Genomic DNA, 17,099 nt, shown 5'->3' with positions numbered 1-17,099 from the left:
TGTGCAGATAAACAGCATATTTGGTGTAACTCTGGCTTACATTTGGTAGCTCACAAGGCACGAATGGTGCAAGCGTGTTGCAAATGATTATAGGAGATGGCCGGAATGGTTGCAAATTGCGTTGGTCGGCAGAAGATTATCTGGTTGTAAATAAGTTAATGAGATGGTAGCAACAGTAGTTTTACTATCGTTGGGGTATTGTTCATCGTCATGGGTGCCATAATTGTGAAGTTCAGGCTGGCTAATTTGATTGCGGGCTATGACCCCGGCCTTGTTAAAAACCGTAAAGGGCTAGCCATCTGGATGGGAAAATGTGCGATGATGACGGGTTTGTTAGCCCTGGTAATTGCGCTGATGAATTACCTGTTCCTGTCTGCTACATCGGATCTGTTCGCCTTTACTGCTTTCATGATACTATCAATGATCAGCGGCGTAGTAGCATTGGCGGGTGCTCAAAGGTATTACAAGTAAGAGGCCCTGATGACGTACCTGACCTTGTTCAATCATTGGCCTGAGCGGGTATTACGCATGAATACAGGCGCAGAGGGCGCTGATAAACACTTGTAGAACTACTCGTATAGCCTCACCACTCGTGCAGATCCTTGATAGAACCGAACCCGATAAGGTCTTTTACCGATTCGCCACGGAGCTCAGTAGCGCGGATGAGGCTGTTTTTACCAAAACGCTCCTTAATGGCGTTTAGCGTTTCCCTGAACTTATCTTTGCGGGTATTATCCTCAAACAGAGTATATTGCACACTCTCGGCTGGCATAAAGTCGCTGACACCCATGCCAATCTGCCGAACATCGGCGTTGAGCAACGGGCCGCATTGATGGGCCTCCTGATAGCGTTGCATGCGGCTGCACAGCAAATCGAATAGCTCAATGCCATCCTGCATCGGAATACTGAATGTCAGTCCGTCCTCGTATCGTTTACCGTTGCTGTAACGTACCCAGCCCTGCAACCGGCGGCAGAATACTTTTTGATGCACCATGCGTCGTTCCAGCGTCAGACAGAGCGTACGCAGAATCGTTGTCATCTGTTCAAGCGATTGCCGCTGCCCGGTCGAGACAGAGCGGATGGCCTGCATTTGTTTATAGGCATGAGCCGCCAGATCAACTTCGCCACCAAAATTGAGCCGCAGGTGCCAGTGCCAGCCGATAATGCTTTTACAAACAAGTTTTAATCGATCGGGCGAGGCATAGCGGAGTTCGAGCGGCGAGTTGATAGTACCGGCTTGTAGGCGGGTAGCCATAGCATGGCCAATGCCGGGCAGGTCGGTGAGAGCGAGTTTACCCAGCACCTCGTCGATGTTGGCGGGCGAGATCGTGACCAGCCCGTCTGGTTTCTGAAGGGTCGAGGCCAGCTTGGCCAGGAAGGCGTTGGGCGCAATGCCAATCGAACAGCGCAGGTAATCGCCCACGTCGGTACGGATAGCGTGCTTGATGCGCTGTGCTACCTCGGGCATGCTCTTGTAAGCAAGCTGATAACGCGTCAAGTCGATAACGGCTTCGTCGATGCTTTTTGGAAGTACATCGTCGGAGAAACGTTTGAATACACTGATGAGTTTGACGTGGTAGGCTCGGTAGCGGTCGGGGCTTGTCTCAACCGGAACAAGCTCGGGGCAAATGCTCATGGCTTCGTCGAGTCGCATTCCGGTTTTTACGCCCCGTAATTTGGCTTCGATCGATGGCGCAATGACGCAGCCACGAGCACCGGTATACACACATACGGCGATTGGCCGCCCCCGCAGCCAGTAGTTATCCTGCTGTTCGCAGCTGGCGAAAAAGCTGTTCATATCGACAAAAAGCACCGTTGGCTCAAGATGGGTACGCAGGCGGTTGTCATTCATGAAATATCAGCTAAAACTCATAGGGTATGCTTTCCTTTTGATAGTAATTTGTTGTAAACTTGCATTGAACGGGTGCAATATATTTTACTTACAACACACTATCCAAATTTTATAATATAAAAATGGAAGACTGTGCCATAAACATCGAGGCAGTGGAAACAATTCAGGATCGGCTCAAGCAGGTATTTGATGCGCTGGGAATGACCATCTATCAGATTTCCAAAGACTTAGGCGAGAATCCATCGAAGTTTTATAACATTCTGAGTGGTCGGGCAAAACCATCATATGATACAATAATGAGTTTACTGGCCTGCTACCCGCAAATTCGGGCCGATTTTCTGCTGCGCGGCATTATGCCCGTTCTGGCCGACGGTACCGATGGGGGTAATAGCAAGTTTATTGTAACCGATGAGAACCTGATCGAGGTACCGTTTGTCCCTATTAAGTTTTACGCCAGCTTCGTGGAAACCTATACAGAAGGGTTCCGCAAGATGGACATGGATACCTACCGGGTTCGTAGTTCGTCTGTTCGGTCGAACAAGCCGGTGGTTGTGATCGAAATTTCAGGGAATAGCATGACGCCCCAGCTTGGCAACGGTGCCAAAGTACTGGCCGAGCAGGTTGACCAAAGCAACTGGGAATACCAGTCGGGCGGGATTTATGCAGTCATGTACCGCGATTATTTTGTGGTGAAACGCATTCGTGACAACGAACTGATGACCAAACGGTACCTCACGCTCCACTCCGACAATCCGCTGGGGGGTAGTGTCACGGTTGGTCATAAAGACCTGCGCGGCATCTGGAAAATCATCAGCATCGTTGATTCGCCAGTGGAGTAACTAAGTCGATAGTCGTAATTCAATAGTGGCGCTGCCGTATCACCAGATTGGGATATAGCAGCGCCACTATTGACTTACGACTATCGACTCGTTATAAAATTCCCTTCGCGAAATTGAGTACGCCACCCAACTGCTGTTTTACGGCCGGTTCGGCGGCAGCACCACCGAGGCCACCCAGCTTGCTAACTCCTGATAGTGCCGTGCTGATGAGCGAACCACCCGTAGAGGCTGCCTGACCACCCAGCGAGGGTAACCCTCCTTTTAGCAGGTTCAGGCCACCTGTAAGAGCTCCTGCCGAGCTGAGCAGGCTTCCGCCACCACCAAGCAGGCTACTGATCTGATTGGCCCCCAGCGCCATTTTTACGAGCGAAACGGCTTTGGCCAGCATATTTCCCGATACAGCCCCACTCGCCACGCCTGGAATCAATTGCTTCAGCGCACCAGTCTGACTCATTAGCTTCTCTTTGAAATCGCCTTTGCTGATAGCGGCTTGTGCTTCGGCGGCGGCAACGCCCTCGTTGAGGCCGGTCACTGCTGCAGTTTTATCGCCATTTGTGCTGGCAATAACGGCCTGGTCGAGCTTGTGCGCAACAGAATCGGCAGCAGAAGGTACGGCCGGGGCCGGCGTAGCTGTTGCAGGTACCGCTTTGGGAAGTGTACCAAGTTGAGCAACGGCGCTAGCTGTGCTTAAAAGCAGGCAAGCTAGTGTTAGTTTTGGCCGTCTAAACAGGTTGTGTGTCATCATGTGTTTGGTAAAGAAGGCAAGGTTGCCGATCTGTTTCGACAAAACCATCCCGAGTAAAGACTTTTAACCTACTTTTTAGTAACGACTTATCACATGAAACGCTTCGCTTTTTTTGCCGCCCTCATAGCCGTTGGCATGGTATCGCGCACCCAGGCACAATCTACTTCACCAACCGACCGGCTCTATGTGGGTACGTATTCAACGCGGGGCAGCGAGGGAATCTACATCGTTCAGTTCGACCGGAGAACGGGCGCGCTATCCCTGGCTGGTTCGGCCAAAAACAGCCAGAACCCTTCGTTCCTGGCGTTGCACCCGTCAAAAAAATACCTCTATGCTGTGAATGAGGCAGATGGTGGTGCAGCCGGAGCCAATACCTATTCGGTAGATAAGACTACAGGTACGTTGCAATTGCTAAATCAGCAGGCGACAGATGGCGCAGGACCCTGTCATGTCAGCATCAATAAATCGGGAACGATGGCGTTTGTATCGGCCTACGGTGACGGCGTGTTCACAGCCTTGCCCATTGCCACGGATGGAAAGCTGGGTTCGCTGGTTGAACGGGTCAAATATGCCGGCAATAACCCGGCTAACCCCCGCCAGGATGCACCGCATGCCCACTCGGCCACCGTTTCGCCAGATGGCAGGCACGTATACGTTGCCGATCTGGGCAACGACCGGGTTTATATCTATAACCTTGGCGGAACGAAACCCGTACCCAATGCCACGCCGTTTGTAACGGTGAAGAAAGGCTCAGGCCCGCGCCATATGGCGTTTCACCCCAACGGCCGCTTTGCGTATCTGGTTGAAGAGTTGACCTCATCGATGGCTGTGTTTGCCCGCAACCCTAAAACGGGCTCGCTCACACTGCTCAGGGAAGGCATTGCTACGCTCCCGGCTGGTTTCACGGGCAACAACACATCTGCCGATATTCACATCGACGCCACGGGGAATTACATATACCAGTCGAACCGGGGGCATAATGCGTTGGCGGTGCTGAAGATCGGCAACACGGGTATACCTACGCTGATCGGGCACGTACCTACGGGTGGCAAAACGCCCCGCAATTTCTGGATCGATCCACGCGGACAGTTTGTGATCGTGGCTAATCAGGAATCCGATAACCTGGTGGTGTTCCGGCGCAACGCCAGTACGGGCATGCTTACCGCCGCTGGTCAGGAACTAAAAATCCCCGCCCCCGTCTGCGTCATCTCAGGGCAATAAAAGGGGGGAATAGTACGCAGATTCAACGGATCAGCTCCTTAAATCTGCGTACTCTTATTCGGTTCAATCAATCCACATCACCTTATCGTAGGCGATTTCGTAGTTGATCTCTTCAAGTGGAAGCGTATCGACGAACTCACCGGATGGGGTTACCCGAACGCCGTGCCAGAGGCCATTGGCATCGCGCAGCAGAATGCGGTAGCCGTAGAGCGGATGATACATCGCCTCATCGGTGCGGTGGTCCCAGCCGGTTTCCAACTCAATGGCGAAACCCACCCGACTGATCACCTCCCGCATCTGATCAAGCAACGTACCTGCGATGCTCAGATCGTCAATCCAGAGCACCAGATTATCGGTCCCCCAGTCGAACTGAATCGGCGATGGCCGTACAGACAACAGCATCGCTTTCAGCGCGGCGGTGTCGGTCAACTGAGCCACTAAAGGGGAGGTTGATGGCGTTGTTTCGTTCATAGTCTGTTGTTTCTATAGAACAAAAAACCGCACTGATTAATCCGTTAATCCGTTGGTTTCCTGCCACTTTTTAAGCCAGAAGCGGTATTTTTTCCGGCCATAGTCAACGAATCCCGGCAGTGAAGTAGCATCAACAGCGAAGAGGCGATGCGGCTTGTCTTTCATCACGCCCACAAACACAAATCGGAACCGTCTGGTGGTGGCCCACTCGTGTCCATCGGCGAAGCGAAGGCTGTCGAGGTAGAAGGCCGCCTGCCGGTCGTAGTCGTAATCGTAGCAGCTTTGCAGAAACTGCGCCTGGGTACGTGCCGATGTGGTTTTAAAATCGAAGATCAGCGTGTTCTGCCGTTTCGGGCTGGTATACACCAGATCGAGGCGGGACTTGCAGGCCAGTTTCGTGGTGGGGTCGGTGAACAGCACAACTCGCTCGCGTTCCGCTTCGGCCGCTTCCAGCCCTGTGCGTCCACGTTCAGCCATCCGCAGATACCGGCGGCAGAATGCGTCGTGGCGCACGGCATCCATCAGGCCATCGAGCTTATTCTGTTCACTACTGGTTAGGCGGCTGTTGGTCAGGTCAGGTAATAACTGCTCCAGCACCGTTGCTACTGACTCAGGCTCGAGCAGGTGCTGGTGAAATGCCTTGCCGAAGCTGCGGGTGCGCTCAGTAGCCCAGCGACTTGCCGCCAGTTGATAGCCTACCTGTTCTTCTTTGATCCGGGTCAGGTCTGAATTGGAAATACGCGGCAGCTCGCGGTAGTCAAGGCCGGCGTCGCGGGTAGTCAATACCCGTCCGGGCGACGAAGCCATCGGAGACGGCTTGTCGTATTGCAGGGATGGAGTCATACGTGAGTAGGGAGGCCCTCACCCCCGGCTGGGGGTGAGGAGAACGCTTAACTTATTAAACTCCGGCGGCCAGCAACCCTGAGGTGGGCTCGTCAATGGCGTGGGCAAACGGGTTGTAGTAATTGAACGCCGTTTTTATGTTTGCGATGTCGGTTAGTGTTTCCTGCCGGAACACCTTGTAATCCTGAGCAAATTGCTTGAGTTCGGCTGATTTCTCCGGATTGGCCATCTTGTAGGAAAAGTTGGCGATGTAATAAACCCCTTTGGGCTGAATTTTATTATTCTCTTTTTTCTCGGCCACAGCCGTAATAACTACGTCGGCCAGGGTGAGGTCGTCGTAGTACAATGGCTCAATAAGCCGGAAAATATTATCGACCGAATAGCCGTGAAAAAGTACGGCTGATACGCAGTTTTTTTCGTCGATGAAAAAGAGTTCTGCCCAGTTCTTTGTGCCCATATTCAGGATGTTATCCGTAAAAATGCGCCAGGCAACCGGCTGGAACGTTAGCGTGCGGCCGAGCTTCTCCGAGCCGTTGATATTGAACACACCTTCTTTGGCATCGAACCGATATTGGCGCGGATGACCCTCCAGATACTTGTACCGACTGACCACCTCACCCGTACCCTCGTGAATCATTTGGTACGGTTTAACCACCTGAGCGTTTTGAAATGTCTCGATTGTGTTCTTGTTTTGCGTGTTCATTAGTATTTGTTGTTTACTGTTCGAGCAGGGGGTCCGGTTGAGACCCCTTTTGCCTTTTATAGGGGTGTTGTTTACTGGTTTAAAGATACGCATAGATAGTCAAATAGAAAAATATAGTCTGCGTTTTTTATCGCATAAGACGCCTCAAGTCTGCCTAGTTACACTCCCCTCTGTTTTACCCCTTAATTGTTGCCTGATACTAGCCCTAAATGCCTTCAAGCACCCTTATCGGGTAGGCTGGCCCGCTAAAAAACAAGCCAATCGCAACACTGTTTTACTTGTAATATACCTTATCGGAAGAAAGGCCCGAAACAACGATTTTCGGCTGTCAAAACAAGTCGTGAACGGTCGGGGTTATAGAGGCAAACAAATCCCTCAACGCTATGGCAACCAAATCGCCTTTCGACCCCGATAACGTCGACCCCGAGTATTACTCAAAAAACCCCAACCAGCAGGAACAATCTGATTATGGGCACGAATCAGAAGGGGTCGGTACCAACGCCTATAAAGACAGCACCGCCGGTGCCGACATGGACGACCAGAATCGTGACTATGTGGCCAACACGCGGGCTGAAACATTTGGCGACAACAACCCGGATGCACCCGCTGGCGAAAGCCTGGGTACGTATCAGGAATGGGATATTGACCCGAATAAACTGAACCCGAATCATGTTGCCCCACGCGGCATGAGCGATGGCGAAGCAAAACATCTGGAAAGTATTCCCGACAACCCGTCAGACGAAGCGTTGTTGCACCGGGGCGATGCAACGTACCTGGAGCAGGGCGATGATCCAACCCGCCAGTATGACCCGCACAACAAGGGGTACGACGATAAAGCCGGAAAAGAATAGTAGGCAGGCAATCTTGTCTGTGATAAAAAGGGGCGTTGCGCCGGGAATTCGATTAGAATTCTCTGGGGCAACGCCCCTTTCTTGTGGGTAAAAGCGCAGTCTCAACCACTTTTGTTGACCAGACGTATTGACACAGTTGAAACCAACGTCTTTTCTTCGATGAACCTCACTCAATTAACTACCGGAGGAGCGGTTGCCCTTGCGCTGCTCCTGAACGTACCCAACTCCATCGCCGATCGTAACCCGGTGGCCAAACTTCGTTCTGATTCGCCCGAAACACGCCTTGTGAAGAAAGGAAAGTGGGAAACCCTGTTCGACGGCAAAACGCTGGCGGGCTGGCATACGTACCTGAAAATGGGGCAGCCTGTTTCTGATAAATGGACGGTTGATGATGGTGCCATTCACCTAACCTCGGGCGGTGCCGGCGATCTGGTGACGGATAAAGCCTACGGTGATTTCGAGTTGGAAATGGAATGGAAAATTGCTGAAGGCGGTAACAGTGGAATCATCTTCCACGTCTTCGAAGACCCGAAATTCAAAGCCACCTACCAAACTGGCCCCGAGATGCAGGTGCTTGATAACGAGCGCCACCCCGACGCCAAACAGGGCCGTGATGGCAACCGGACAGCCGGGTCATTGTATGACCTCCAGAAGCCCGTTACGCCCAATGCGGCCAAGCCAGCCGGTGAATGGAACAAAGCCAGGCTGGTGATCAGCAAAGGCAAAGCCGAACAATACCTGAACGGAAAGAAAACCGCCGAATACCCGACCTCTGGCCCCGAGTGGGACAAAATGGTATCGGAAAGCAAGTTTAAAGGCTGGGAAGGTTTTGGTAAATACCAGAGTGGTAAAATTGCCCTTCAGGACCACGGCAATCAGGTGTGGTACCGCAACATCCGTATCCGCGAATTATAATAGGTGAATTAGTGAATGAGCAGATGAGCGAATGCTTGGATGTTTCTTTCTCTGTTCAACCATTCACCCATCCGTTCATTCACAAAACCACTCATTCAGTAGAACTATGCACCGCCGTCGCGCTCTTCGAAACTTAACTGGTACTGCCCTCTCGTTAGGCGCCGTGCCTTCTTTTGCAAAACTCATGAAAGACCATGACCCTACGGCTCCCGTAGAAGCAGCAGTGGCCGCCCTGAAAGGGAATATCAACCACTCGGTGTGCCGGTGGTGTTATGATAAAATCAAGCTGGAAGACCTTTGTCAGGCGGCCAAGTCGATCGGTATCAAATCGATTGAACTGGTTGGGCCCGACGAGTGGCCTGTCCTGAAAAAATATGGCCTTACTTCGGCGTTACCGTGGGGAGCGGGTAAAGGTATCAATGATGGTTTCAACGATCCGAAGTTCCACGATGAACTGGTGGCCAGTTACGAGGCGATCTTCCCAAAACTACAGGCAGCCGGTTTAACCACGGTGATCTGCTTCTCGGGCAACCGGCGGGGTATGTCAGACGCTCAGGGACTTGACAACTGCGCCGTTGGGCTGAAACGCCTGATGCCGAGTGCTGAAAAATATGGCATCACTATGATCATGGAACTGCTCAACAGCAAGGTGAACCACAAAGATTACATGTGTGACCACACGGCCTGGGGCGTTGAACTCTGCAAAAAGGTAGGTTCAGACAAGTTCAAGCTGCTGTATGATATTTACCACATGCAGATCATGGAAGGCGATATCATCCGTACCATTCAGCAGCACCACCAGTACATTGGTCACTACCATACCGGCGGTAACCCGGGCCGGAATGAGATTGACGAAACGCAGGAGATTTACTACCCGGCCGTAATGAAAGCGATTGTGGCCACTGGCTTTAAAGGCTACGTTGCCCAGGAGTTCATTCCTAAACGTGACCCGATCACTAGCCTCCGCGAAGCCGTCACGCTCTGCGACGTATAACGTACCTGGACATAGCCCCCAAGAGAACGGCCCGCAACGTATAGCTGCGGGCCGTTCTCTTGGGGGCTATGTCCAGGTACGTTATACGTCGCAGGCTATCCCTACGGGCTTTCCCACCGGGCTTCGGCCAGTGCTATTGCACCAGTATGCGCTCCGTTACCTGCCGAACACCGTCAGATGCCCGGAGTAGGTACGTACCTGCGGGCTGCGCATGGATGGCCAAATCGAACGGATTCTGTCCTTTTCTGGCCGATAGACTTTGCCGACGAACGGCTCGGCCAGTGGCATCAGTCAGGGTTAGGTCAATGGCGGCATCGTCGGGGGTGCTTACCTCACCATGTATGGTATCGTGAACCGGATTAGGCGTCACACTCAGATAGAGGGCCTGCGGGTCGATGGTAACGGCTTCGATCTTCGAATACGTAGTCGATCCGTCCAGGTCAGTCAGCTTCAAACGGTAATAGAACGTACCTGAGCGTTGGCGGCTGGCATCGTCTGACAAGGCATCGATAGCCTCATAATCGGCGGGGCCACTCGTAGTACCTTTCGGCAACACCGTCTGCCGATCCGTAAATGTATGGGCGTCGAGGCTGCGTTGTACGGTATAGGCTTTAAACGTCGTTTCGTCGGAGGCGCGCCAGCTTAACTGCACCTTATCGAGGCCCGCTTTAGCCCGGAAGTTCACCAGCGTTACCGGTAAGGCAATGACCGGGTTAGTGCCACGTACCCAGACCGAGTAGCTCTTGGCGGGCAGGTCGATATAAATCCGGCTGTTGCCGTCAACCACCGCCGTTGGGAAGGCCGAATTACCCAGAATATCCGTGAATGTAGTCCCCTGCGTGATGCCATTCTGAATGGCAATGGCATGATCGACCTGCATCCGGCTACTGCCGAAATTGATCGCCACGATCACATCTTTACCACCCACTGCGCCTGTGCCGCTGAGTTGATAAAGCAGCAGCTTCGTATAATCTGAGCCGTTGATGAAGTTGTTTGGAGCTCCGGGACCGTTGCCCAGTCCACCGTAGTGGTTCAGGTAAGCCACACTCTGCGAGCCATTGATGTACGTTTTCAACACCTGGATCAACCGATCGATCTCCGTTTTGTGCCCCGCCCGATCGGCCGCCTGCTGCGGATGCCAGCCATAGCCAACTGTGGTGCCGTTATAGACCGTGTTGGGCGCAGGGTAACCGTAGTAATCGGGGTAAAACACCAGCGGCACACCCAACTGATTATTAGTCAGCAGGTACGCGTAGGCCAGATTCCGGTTTTTGTTGACAAGGGCACTGTTATAGCTCACATTACCCTCTTCGCGGAAATCGTGATTGTTCAGGAAGGTAACGATGTTGAAACCGCTCATGCCTTTCCCGTTTTTCAGACCCGTAAAGATCACCTGCCGCGGACTTTCGTTACGATCGAGCGCCCCTTTCAACGCCGCCCGCAACGAGAAATCGAACACCTTCACGTTGACGTTTGATACCCCTTTCGACGCCAGACTGGCCTGTACGGCATCGACCCATCCTTTCATCTCGTCGAGATTTTCGGCGTACCATTCCCCAACAACCAGATTCGGCGTTTTGCCCCGTGCTATCATCTGCTGAATCATGTGCGCCACAAACTCCGGCTCAAAATGCTTCACGGCATCCAGTCGCAGGCCCTTCGATTGCAGGTAATCATACGCCCAGGCCGTCCAGTCGACGAGGGCGGTGCGGGTGCTTGGGCGGTTGTGGTCGTAATCGTAGAAATAATCGAGGCTCTGCATCGAATATTCGGGCCCAAGGCAGGTGGTCTGCGACCAGCCCGCCAGGCTGTTTCCATCGAAATTGGGCCGGAATCCATCCCAGTTCAGTGCGCCCTGCCCGCTGGGCATAGCCGTAAAATCGGTGTAGGTCTGAAATTCCAGTTTATAGCCAGACCCAAACGGGTCGAGGTAATTAGCCCGTTCAACCGGCGCAATGGGGCCGCTCCCATCTGCATCGTAGGTGATACTGATGGGCAGATGATCGGAATATTCGGAGTTGTAATTGATGGCCTGGAGGAAAACCCGGTCACCCGCCGCCGTAAATTGGCTGGCAGTCAGCACAAACGTGTAGGTATCTACATCGCCATTGCTATTGATTTTGGTCAAATAATTTCGCCCCAGTTCAACGGTATACGGATCGGCCGGATCAGTCGTCAGGTCAACTACGCTGCTGTTTACCGGCGACCAGCGCGAGCCGCCAATGACGTTCGTGGTCGCGTAAAACATATACTGCGCCCCGTTGAAGATATTCCCCTTCGATCGCATCTGGATCGTATACGTACCTGCCCCCAGCCCTGTGCTGCCGCCAATGGGCAACACCATCTGCACACGATCGGATGGAAACGGCCGTTTGAACCCGCACGACGCGCTGTTGCCGCTGACATAGGTGGTCATGTAGTCTTTTACGGCCGGGTTTGTCTCAGGTGCGCCACCATCGCGGTGGTTATACACCATGTCGGCCACGGGCGTCATTCCCTGCGCCGTCATTTCATCAACCATCGCCTTCAGTTGCAGTTTTGTACCGGCGTTGGTCACGGTATTATCGGTACCGATATACAGATCGCGGGGATCGTAGCCACCGCTGTAGGCTCCGTTTCCGGCGAAGGGCGGGTACCAGACATGGGTAAATCCGGCCTGCGAGAGAGCCGCCGATTTCAGCCGAAGTGTGTCAGCCCAGGTACGTCCCTGCGGTGGTTTGGGAAAATCCCAGTAAAAACCCTGCAACATCACCTGCTGCGCCAGTACATGAGCAGCGCTGGCCAGCAGACTCCATAACGTGAGCGATAGTACGTAGAGAGCTTTCATAAATACGTTCGTTTTGTCCACAAAAATGAGGATAAAATACAGATTACATAAAAAATAGGGATAAAGCCGAGACCAGCCTGGTTGTCGCGTCCAGCAAGTGTCGGTCATGCCTACCAGCCCAGAGGTTTCATAAAACGACCTGTGTGTTCGCTGATTCAGGCCGTTTATCGGTATGCGTTAGGCCAGCTAAAGGTAACTAACTAATTTGCCAGTATGGCAAATTCCCTGCGAAACGGCGTCATCAACCTGGTAATACTGCTGGTCTTTTCTAACCGGCTGCTGGTAGCGCAGCATTATCCGGCGCGTACATACACCCTACGTGACGGACTACCGCAGATGCAGATCACCTGTAGCCTGCTCGACAGCCGGGGATATCTGTGGCTGGGCACCAAAAATGGGCTTGCCAAATTTGACGGAGATCATTTCGAAAACTATTCCCGAAAAGATTACCACCTGAACACCAATTACATCCACGGCATCGTGGAAGACCGGCAGCATCGAATCTGGATTTCAACGCCGCAGGGACTGGTCAGTTTCGACGGCGCCACCTTTCGGCCTTTTCCGTTTCCGGACCGTATGCCGAAAGTCCCTACCTACATTCAGGCAGATGATTCAGGGCGAATCTGGCTACTCAGCGGGTCGGCCGATATACCAAAGCCGTTTTACTGTTTCCAGCATGGCACCTATACTCTGGCCGCCCGCTTGATGCCTCCGCTGGGTACCAAAGCCGTTAACAGTATTCTGTGGGATAAGCACCTCAAACGGCTCTGGTTACTAACCGAACGGGCAGCAGGCAGCACCAACCAGGAGGTCTACTACATCGCCAATGATCAACTCCACCAATCGGCCCCGGTACCGGTGTCACCTGAGTTAACCGTCTCGCTTTTAAGTGCTTCCGGTCGGTCACTACTCCTTCTTCACGATGAAGCCAACAACCAGACGCGCTACCTTACGGCAACAGCCAATGGCGTATTCAGGCCGTTTCTCCAGTTTCGGGAAGGGAGTTGGACGGTAGTGAGCCCAATTGACTTTACGGTCTATCTGATGAGCCAGGGCACGGGTGGCACCGCCATAACCTACCCGAAGGGAGCCAATCACGTAACCATGATTTACAAAAGTAATGGTGGCAACAATTTTCCGCTGGCGGGCATCTGCCGGGACCAGAAAGTGTATTTCGGTACCGAAAAGGGCGTATTGGAAATCATTGATAACGGCACGCGGTACTTCGACGAAGCGGAGGCTCCCTACGTATGGAGCGTGGTGGAACGGGCCAACGGCGATGTGTGGTGGCTTAATTACGGCGGAGCACCACCGCAGCGCTACGGAGCGGATGGCCACATAAGCCCGCTAAACGAACCAGCATTACAACAGCTTTTTCTAAGCGAGCGGCCCACCCGAAAAGTAGCCTGGCATAATTATTATTTTCAGCCCGCCTACAGCCGCGACAGCAGCACCCTTTACTTACCGCACGAAACAGGCTTAATTGCCCACCAGGGACGTACCTGGCGCTTTATTCCCCCCACTGAAATAGCCCTTTCTACCTATGTTGACCAGCGGACAGACCGGCTTTTCGTGGGCACTACAGGTGGATTCGACCTGTTTCTGAATGAGAAACGAATTCGCAGGCTAACGAAGGAATCGGGCTTTCACGATTGCTCCTTCGGCCTGGCTGCCATTGCTGATACCGAGCCCGACGTTTATTGGCTGGGCAGCGGCCGGGGGTTAACCCGCTACAATTTCAGAACCGGCCAATCCGAGCATTTTCTGGAAAGCAACGGCAAACTCCCCATGCAGGGAATCATTGACTTTTGCCTCGACAAACAAGGCACCGTCTGGATGGCCGGCAGGGGTGGCCTTTGCCGCTATGACCGGGCCAGCCACCAGATCATTCAGGTTGCTCAGGATATACTACACAATGTAATCTCCTTCGTGGGGATGCTCACCGACAGCACCCTGGCTATTGGCGACACGTACGGCGTTTACCTGCTTGATCTGAACCGATACTATGCAACTGGTCATGTGGTGATGCGGCTACTGAATCACCGTACGGGTTTTATGGGTATTCAACCAGGGCAGGCTGGTTTTTATAAAGACCGACAAGGCCGCGCCTGGATCACCTCGGGCACGGTGCTCAGCTACATAGATACCCGGCAATTCAGGTACCAGCCGCAGGCGCTTATGCCGATGGTGCGTAAGCTCAATAACCAACGGCTGCCCTTCGCTTATGCCGACTCGGTATTCAGCCTGCCGGGCAACCAGACCACCGCCCATGTGACCTTCGAGGTATTGGGCGACAACCGCCCCGACAATACACAGTTTGCCTGGCAACTCGATAATGGCCCCTGGTCGAACTGGCAGACGGAACCGTTCACCATCCTGCGCGACTACAACGGCGGCGAACATACCGTTCGGCTAAAAGCCCGGTCGGGGGGGCTCAACGAAGCGCGGGAACAGATTACGTCTGTTCGGTTCAACGCCGCTATCAGTTGGTATAACAATCCCAGCTTCCGGCAGAAACTCCCGTTCCTGGCTTTTTGTCTGCTGGCTTTTGGGCTGGTGCTCACCATCTACGTGGCCGATAATTCACAGCAGACCAAACGGATAAAGCAACTATTGCAGGAACGGGAGAAAGAAGCTCTGTTTTTAAGTGCTCAAACGCTTCAGTCTCAATTGAACACGCATTTCATGTTTAACGTGATGGTGCCCCTTCAAAACCTGATCCTTAAAAACAAGCCCGAAGCCGCCGCCCATCTGCTGGTAGAGTTCTCTAATCTGGTACGTAGCTTCCTGAATTCGTCGGCTGTCAGTACTGAACGAAACGCCATCCACCACGAAATCACCCTGGCCGACGAACTGATTTTGCTTCGCAGGTACGTTGCCTTTGAGCAACTGCTCTACCGCGACAAAATTACGGTTCATGTTGATGCTGATAGCGTAGACGGCAAACTCAACCCGGAGGTGATTACCCTTCCACCACTGCTGATTCAACCTTTTGTCGAGAACGCACTCAAGCATGGGCTGGTCCATAAAGAAGGGCCTGGCAACCTCTGGATACGGTTTGTAGGCGTAGGAGAAACACTCATATGCATCATTGAAGATGACGGTATTGGCCGCGATCAGATGCGGACGATCCACGCGCAATCGGCCAAAGCGTATAAATCGCTCGGAACAAGCCTGGTTCAGCAGCGTGTCAATTTCCTGAACAACCTAGGGTACGCTATCGCCATTCAAACCGACGACCGCCTGGGCGGTGGCACCGTAGTAACCATCACTATTGCCCGCACCGATGAATAGAACAATCGCCATCATCGAAGATACCATTGATAACCTGGAGGTTATCGAGTTCTTCCTGCACAAACACCGCTCTGCGCTCACGGTGGTTGGCAATGCACGCAGCGTCGACGACGCTCACCGTCTGATTGCCTACAAACGACCTGATATTGTGCTGCTCGACATCCAGATCATCGGAGGCACTTCATTCGACGTGCTGGCGCGCCTCAACGAAGACGGCATCCCCTACCCACAGCTTATTTTCATTACGGCCCACGGGGTGCTGGAAAACGCTACCAAAGCCTTACGGTACGCTGCCCTCGATTTCATCACCAAACCAATCGACGAACAGCAACTCAGCGAGGCCATAAACCGGGCCATAGCCCAACTAGACGCACAGGAAGGATTGCTGGACGGGGTGCGCAGCATTCTGGAACAGCAACGACGCGGCGACCCCTTCGATCAGCTGGTGATTCGCCTGGTGGCGGGCGTACGGCGGCTGGTCAACGTGCGCGATCTGGTGTATTTCGAGGCCCAGCGTGAACTGACATACGTGTACTTGGCCAACGGCGAGCGGCTGGTGGCGGCTATCAACATCGGGTACTACACCCGCATGGTTCAGGATGACCACGACTTTCTGCTCATTCACCAGAGTTACCTGGTCAATAGCCAGTTTATCGACGAATTTGACCCGCGCAAGGGTGAAATACGCTTAAAGAACGGACAACGGCTAAGTACATCCAAACGGGGAAATCAGCTGGTCAGAGACTATTACGCTAAAAAAGAAGAGCGTAGTTCCTCAGCGGGCGTACTCATCAGGCTTCGGCAGTTCTTCAGTCGAAACGGAGGTAACTAGTGGCGCTCCAGCCACTTATTCGCATAACTTACCTATTTGTTATGAATAGTAGGTACGTTGTTGTAGCTGGTTGGCTGATGTAGCCGAAAGTAGAGACGTTTGACATAGACAAACCCGAATTAGCCTGTTCCGCTTTATCCATTCCACCGCTCTATGTACTCACGCTACGCATGGCCCCGGCGCCCTCAACGATTAATCAATTATTTGCTTGTTGGTATTGGTTTACTGGCCTGTACCAAAGCCGACAACCTGACTCCACCCGAACCAGACGTTCCGTTTGCTGGCTCCTGGACCTTCGTGAGCTATAATCTTGTGAATAGTGAGACCGTGACGGATGCGGCCGCACAGGCAGAAGTGCGCAGGGTTATGGCCTTACTGCCAACGGTCAATACCGATGCCTGTAACCGCGAGACCGTCTGGACATTTGCAGTCGGCGGGCAATTTACCAATGCCTTCAAACCGGCCTGCTACAACCAGGACAACTTTGTGTTGGGCGGGTACTGGGGCGAGATAAACCGCTGGAAATTAACCAATACCAAATTAACGGTTTGGCGTGAGGTGGCTGGTTTCTCGCCCATCGAACGTACGGTAACGGCTGTAGTAAAAGGCCGGAGCCTTACCTTATCTCAGCCAGCCAGTAGTGATCCTAAATTCGGCTCCCTCGCTACCCAGTACGTTTTCGCCCGCCTCTAACGTACCTAACCACTTACAC

At 53.0% G+C, this 17,099-nt stretch carries 15 protein-coding genes; 9 read left to right on the top strand and 6 right to left on the bottom strand.

What is annotated here, in order from left to right; all coding sequences use genetic code 11:
- Window positions 1–198: 198 nt before the first annotated feature.
- The gene (locus tag J2I46_RS24895; protein WP_262898054.1) at window positions 199–471 is read left to right on the top strand and encodes a DUF3784 domain-containing protein; all 273 of its coding nucleotides are present in this window, start codon (window positions 199–201) and stop codon (window positions 469–471) included.
- Between the two features lie 112 nt (window positions 472–583).
- On the opposite strand, the gene J2I46_RS24890 is transcribed toward J2I46_RS24895, so the two are convergent.
- Window positions 584–1,852, bottom strand: a complete 1,269-nt coding sequence (locus J2I46_RS24890) for a DNA polymerase Y family protein (RefSeq protein ID WP_207331798.1) — start codon at window positions 1,850–1,852, stop codon at window positions 584–586.
- 122 nt (window positions 1,853–1,974) lie between these two features.
- On the opposite strand from J2I46_RS24890, the gene J2I46_RS24885 reads away from it, so the two are divergent.
- Window positions 1,975–2,691, top strand: a complete 717-nt coding sequence (locus J2I46_RS24885; RefSeq protein WP_207331797.1) for a LexA family transcriptional regulator — start codon at window positions 1,975–1,977, stop codon at window positions 2,689–2,691.
- A gap of 91 nt (window positions 2,692–2,782) precedes the next feature.
- Here J2I46_RS24885 and J2I46_RS24880 read toward each other — a convergent pair whose 3' ends face one another.
- Window positions 2,783–3,436 carry a hypothetical protein gene (locus J2I46_RS24880; RefSeq protein WP_207331796.1) on the bottom strand — a complete coding sequence of 218 codons (654 nt, stop codon included), beginning with the start codon at window positions 3,434–3,436 and terminating at the stop codon, window positions 2,783–2,785.
- Between the two features lie 93 nt (window positions 3,437–3,529).
- Here J2I46_RS24880 and J2I46_RS24875 point away from each other — a divergent pair, with 93 nt between their 5' ends.
- The gene (locus J2I46_RS24875; RefSeq protein WP_207331795.1) at window positions 3,530–4,657 is read left to right on the top strand and encodes a lactonase family protein; all 1,128 of its coding nucleotides are present in this window, start codon (window positions 3,530–3,532) and stop codon (window positions 4,655–4,657) included.
- 63 nt (window positions 4,658–4,720) lie between these two features.
- Here J2I46_RS24875 and J2I46_RS24870 read toward each other — a convergent pair whose 3' ends face one another.
- Genes J2I46_RS24870 through J2I46_RS24860 form a run of 3 tightly spaced genes read right to left on the bottom strand, consistent with a single transcriptional unit; the run spans window position 4,721 to window position 6,674 of the window.
- On the bottom strand, window positions 4,721–5,128 hold the full coding sequence (locus tag J2I46_RS24870) for a hypothetical protein (protein WP_229379939.1): 408 nt from the start codon (window positions 5,126–5,128) through the stop codon (window positions 4,721–4,723).
- 36 nt (window positions 5,129–5,164) lie between these two features.
- Complete coding sequence (locus J2I46_RS24865) at window positions 5,165–5,971, bottom strand: PD-(D/E)XK nuclease-like domain-containing protein (RefSeq protein WP_310589079.1); 807 nt, start codon at window positions 5,969–5,971, stop codon at window positions 5,165–5,167.
- Between the two features lie 55 nt (window positions 5,972–6,026).
- Window positions 6,027–6,674, bottom strand: coding sequence for a hypothetical protein (locus J2I46_RS24860; protein ID WP_207331794.1), 648 nt, complete (start codon window positions 6,672–6,674; stop codon window positions 6,027–6,029).
- A gap of 383 nt (window positions 6,675–7,057) precedes the next feature.
- Here J2I46_RS24860 and J2I46_RS24855 point away from each other — a divergent pair, with 383 nt between their 5' ends.
- The 3 genes from J2I46_RS24855 (at window position 7,058) to J2I46_RS24845 (ending at window position 9,434) form a co-directional block, all read left to right on the top strand.
- Entirely contained in the window at window positions 7,058–7,525 is a 468-nt protein-coding gene (locus J2I46_RS24855) for a hypothetical protein (protein WP_207331793.1), read from the top strand.
- A gap of 159 nt (window positions 7,526–7,684) precedes the next feature.
- Window positions 7,685–8,440: a 3-keto-disaccharide hydrolase gene (locus J2I46_RS24850; protein WP_229379938.1), complete on the top strand. Its 756-nt coding sequence runs from the start codon at window positions 7,685–7,687 to the stop codon at window positions 8,438–8,440.
- Window positions 8,441–8,546: 106 nt separating this feature from the next.
- A complete protein-coding gene (locus J2I46_RS24845; protein WP_207331792.1) occupies window positions 8,547–9,434 on the top strand; it encodes a hydroxypyruvate isomerase family protein in 888 nt (295 codons plus the stop codon).
- Window positions 9,435–9,567: 133 nt separating this feature from the next.
- Here J2I46_RS24845 and J2I46_RS24840 read toward each other — a convergent pair whose 3' ends face one another.
- Window positions 9,568–12,261 carry an alpha-amylase domain-containing protein gene (locus J2I46_RS24840; RefSeq protein ID WP_207331791.1) on the bottom strand — a complete coding sequence of 898 codons (2,694 nt, stop codon included), beginning with the start codon at window positions 12,259–12,261 and terminating at the stop codon, window positions 9,568–9,570.
- 213 nt (window positions 12,262–12,474) lie between these two features.
- Between J2I46_RS24840 and J2I46_RS24835 the strand changes: the two genes are divergently transcribed.
- From J2I46_RS24835 to J2I46_RS24825, 3 genes are all read left to right on the top strand, one after another.
- Window positions 12,475–15,555 carry a sensor histidine kinase gene (locus J2I46_RS24835; protein ID WP_207331790.1) on the top strand — a complete coding sequence of 1,027 codons (3,081 nt, stop codon included), beginning with the start codon at window positions 12,475–12,477 and terminating at the stop codon, window positions 15,553–15,555.
- Complete coding sequence (locus J2I46_RS24830) at window positions 15,548–16,387, top strand: LytR/AlgR family response regulator transcription factor (protein ID WP_207331789.1); 840 nt, start codon at window positions 15,548–15,550, stop codon at window positions 16,385–16,387. Before J2I46_RS24835 ends, J2I46_RS24830 begins: the two co-directional genes overlap by 8 nt.
- A 153-nt stretch (window positions 16,388–16,540) precedes the next feature.
- Window positions 16,541–17,080 (top strand): hypothetical protein, encoded by a 540-nt coding sequence (locus tag J2I46_RS24825; protein ID WP_207331788.1) that lies wholly within the window; start codon window positions 16,541–16,543, stop codon window positions 17,078–17,080.
- Window positions 17,081–17,099: the final 19 nt, after the last annotated feature.

It is taken from the genome of Fibrella forsythiae (assembly GCF_017353175.1).
Lineage (GTDB): Bacteria > Bacteroidota > Bacteroidia > Cytophagales > Spirosomataceae > Fibrella > Fibrella forsythiae.
This window is presented reverse-complemented; position numbering and strand designations above follow the sequence as displayed.

Bases quoted from the DNA above. Each gene is read 5' to 3' on its own strand.
- J2I46_RS24890 (WP_207331798.1), bottom strand. From the start codon at position 1,852: ATGAATGACAACCGCCTGCGTACCCATCTTGAGCCAACGGTGCTTTTT.
- J2I46_RS24875 (WP_207331795.1), top strand. From the start codon at position 3,530: ATGAAACGCTTCGCTTTTTTTGCCGCCCTCATAGCCGTTGGCATGGTA.
- J2I46_RS24835 (WP_207331790.1), top strand. From the start codon at position 12,475: ATGGCAAATTCCCTGCGAAACGGCGTCATCAACCTGGTAATACTGCTG.
- J2I46_RS24855 (WP_207331793.1), top strand. From the start codon at position 7,058: ATGGCAACCAAATCGCCTTTCGACCCCGATAACGTCGACCCCGAGTAT.
- J2I46_RS24860 (WP_207331794.1), bottom strand. From the start codon at position 6,674: ATGAACACGCAAAACAAGAACACAATCGAGACATTTCAAAACGCTCAG.
- J2I46_RS24865 (WP_310589079.1), bottom strand. From the start codon at position 5,971: ATGACTCCATCCCTGCAATACGACAAGCCGTCTCCGATGGCTTCGTCG.
- J2I46_RS24850 (WP_229379938.1), top strand. From the start codon at position 7,685: ATGAACCTCACTCAATTAACTACCGGAGGAGCGGTTGCCCTTGCGCTG.
- J2I46_RS24840 (WP_207331791.1), bottom strand. From the start codon at position 12,261: ATGAAAGCTCTCTACGTACTATCGCTCACGTTATGGAGTCTGCTGGCC.
- J2I46_RS24880 (WP_207331796.1), bottom strand. From the start codon at position 3,436: ATGATGACACACAACCTGTTTAGACGGCCAAAACTAACACTAGCTTGC.
- J2I46_RS24870 (WP_229379939.1), bottom strand. From the start codon at position 5,128: ATGAACGAAACAACGCCATCAACCTCCCCTTTAGTGGCTCAGTTGACC.
- J2I46_RS24830 (WP_207331789.1), top strand. From the start codon at position 15,548: ATGAATAGAACAATCGCCATCATCGAAGATACCATTGATAACCTGGAG.
- J2I46_RS24845 (WP_207331792.1), top strand. From the start codon at position 8,547: ATGCACCGCCGTCGCGCTCTTCGAAACTTAACTGGTACTGCCCTCTCG.
- J2I46_RS24885 (WP_207331797.1), top strand. From the start codon at position 1,975: ATGGAAGACTGTGCCATAAACATCGAGGCAGTGGAAACAATTCAGGAT.
- J2I46_RS24825 (WP_207331788.1), top strand. From the start codon at position 16,541: ATGTACTCACGCTACGCATGGCCCCGGCGCCCTCAACGATTAATCAAT.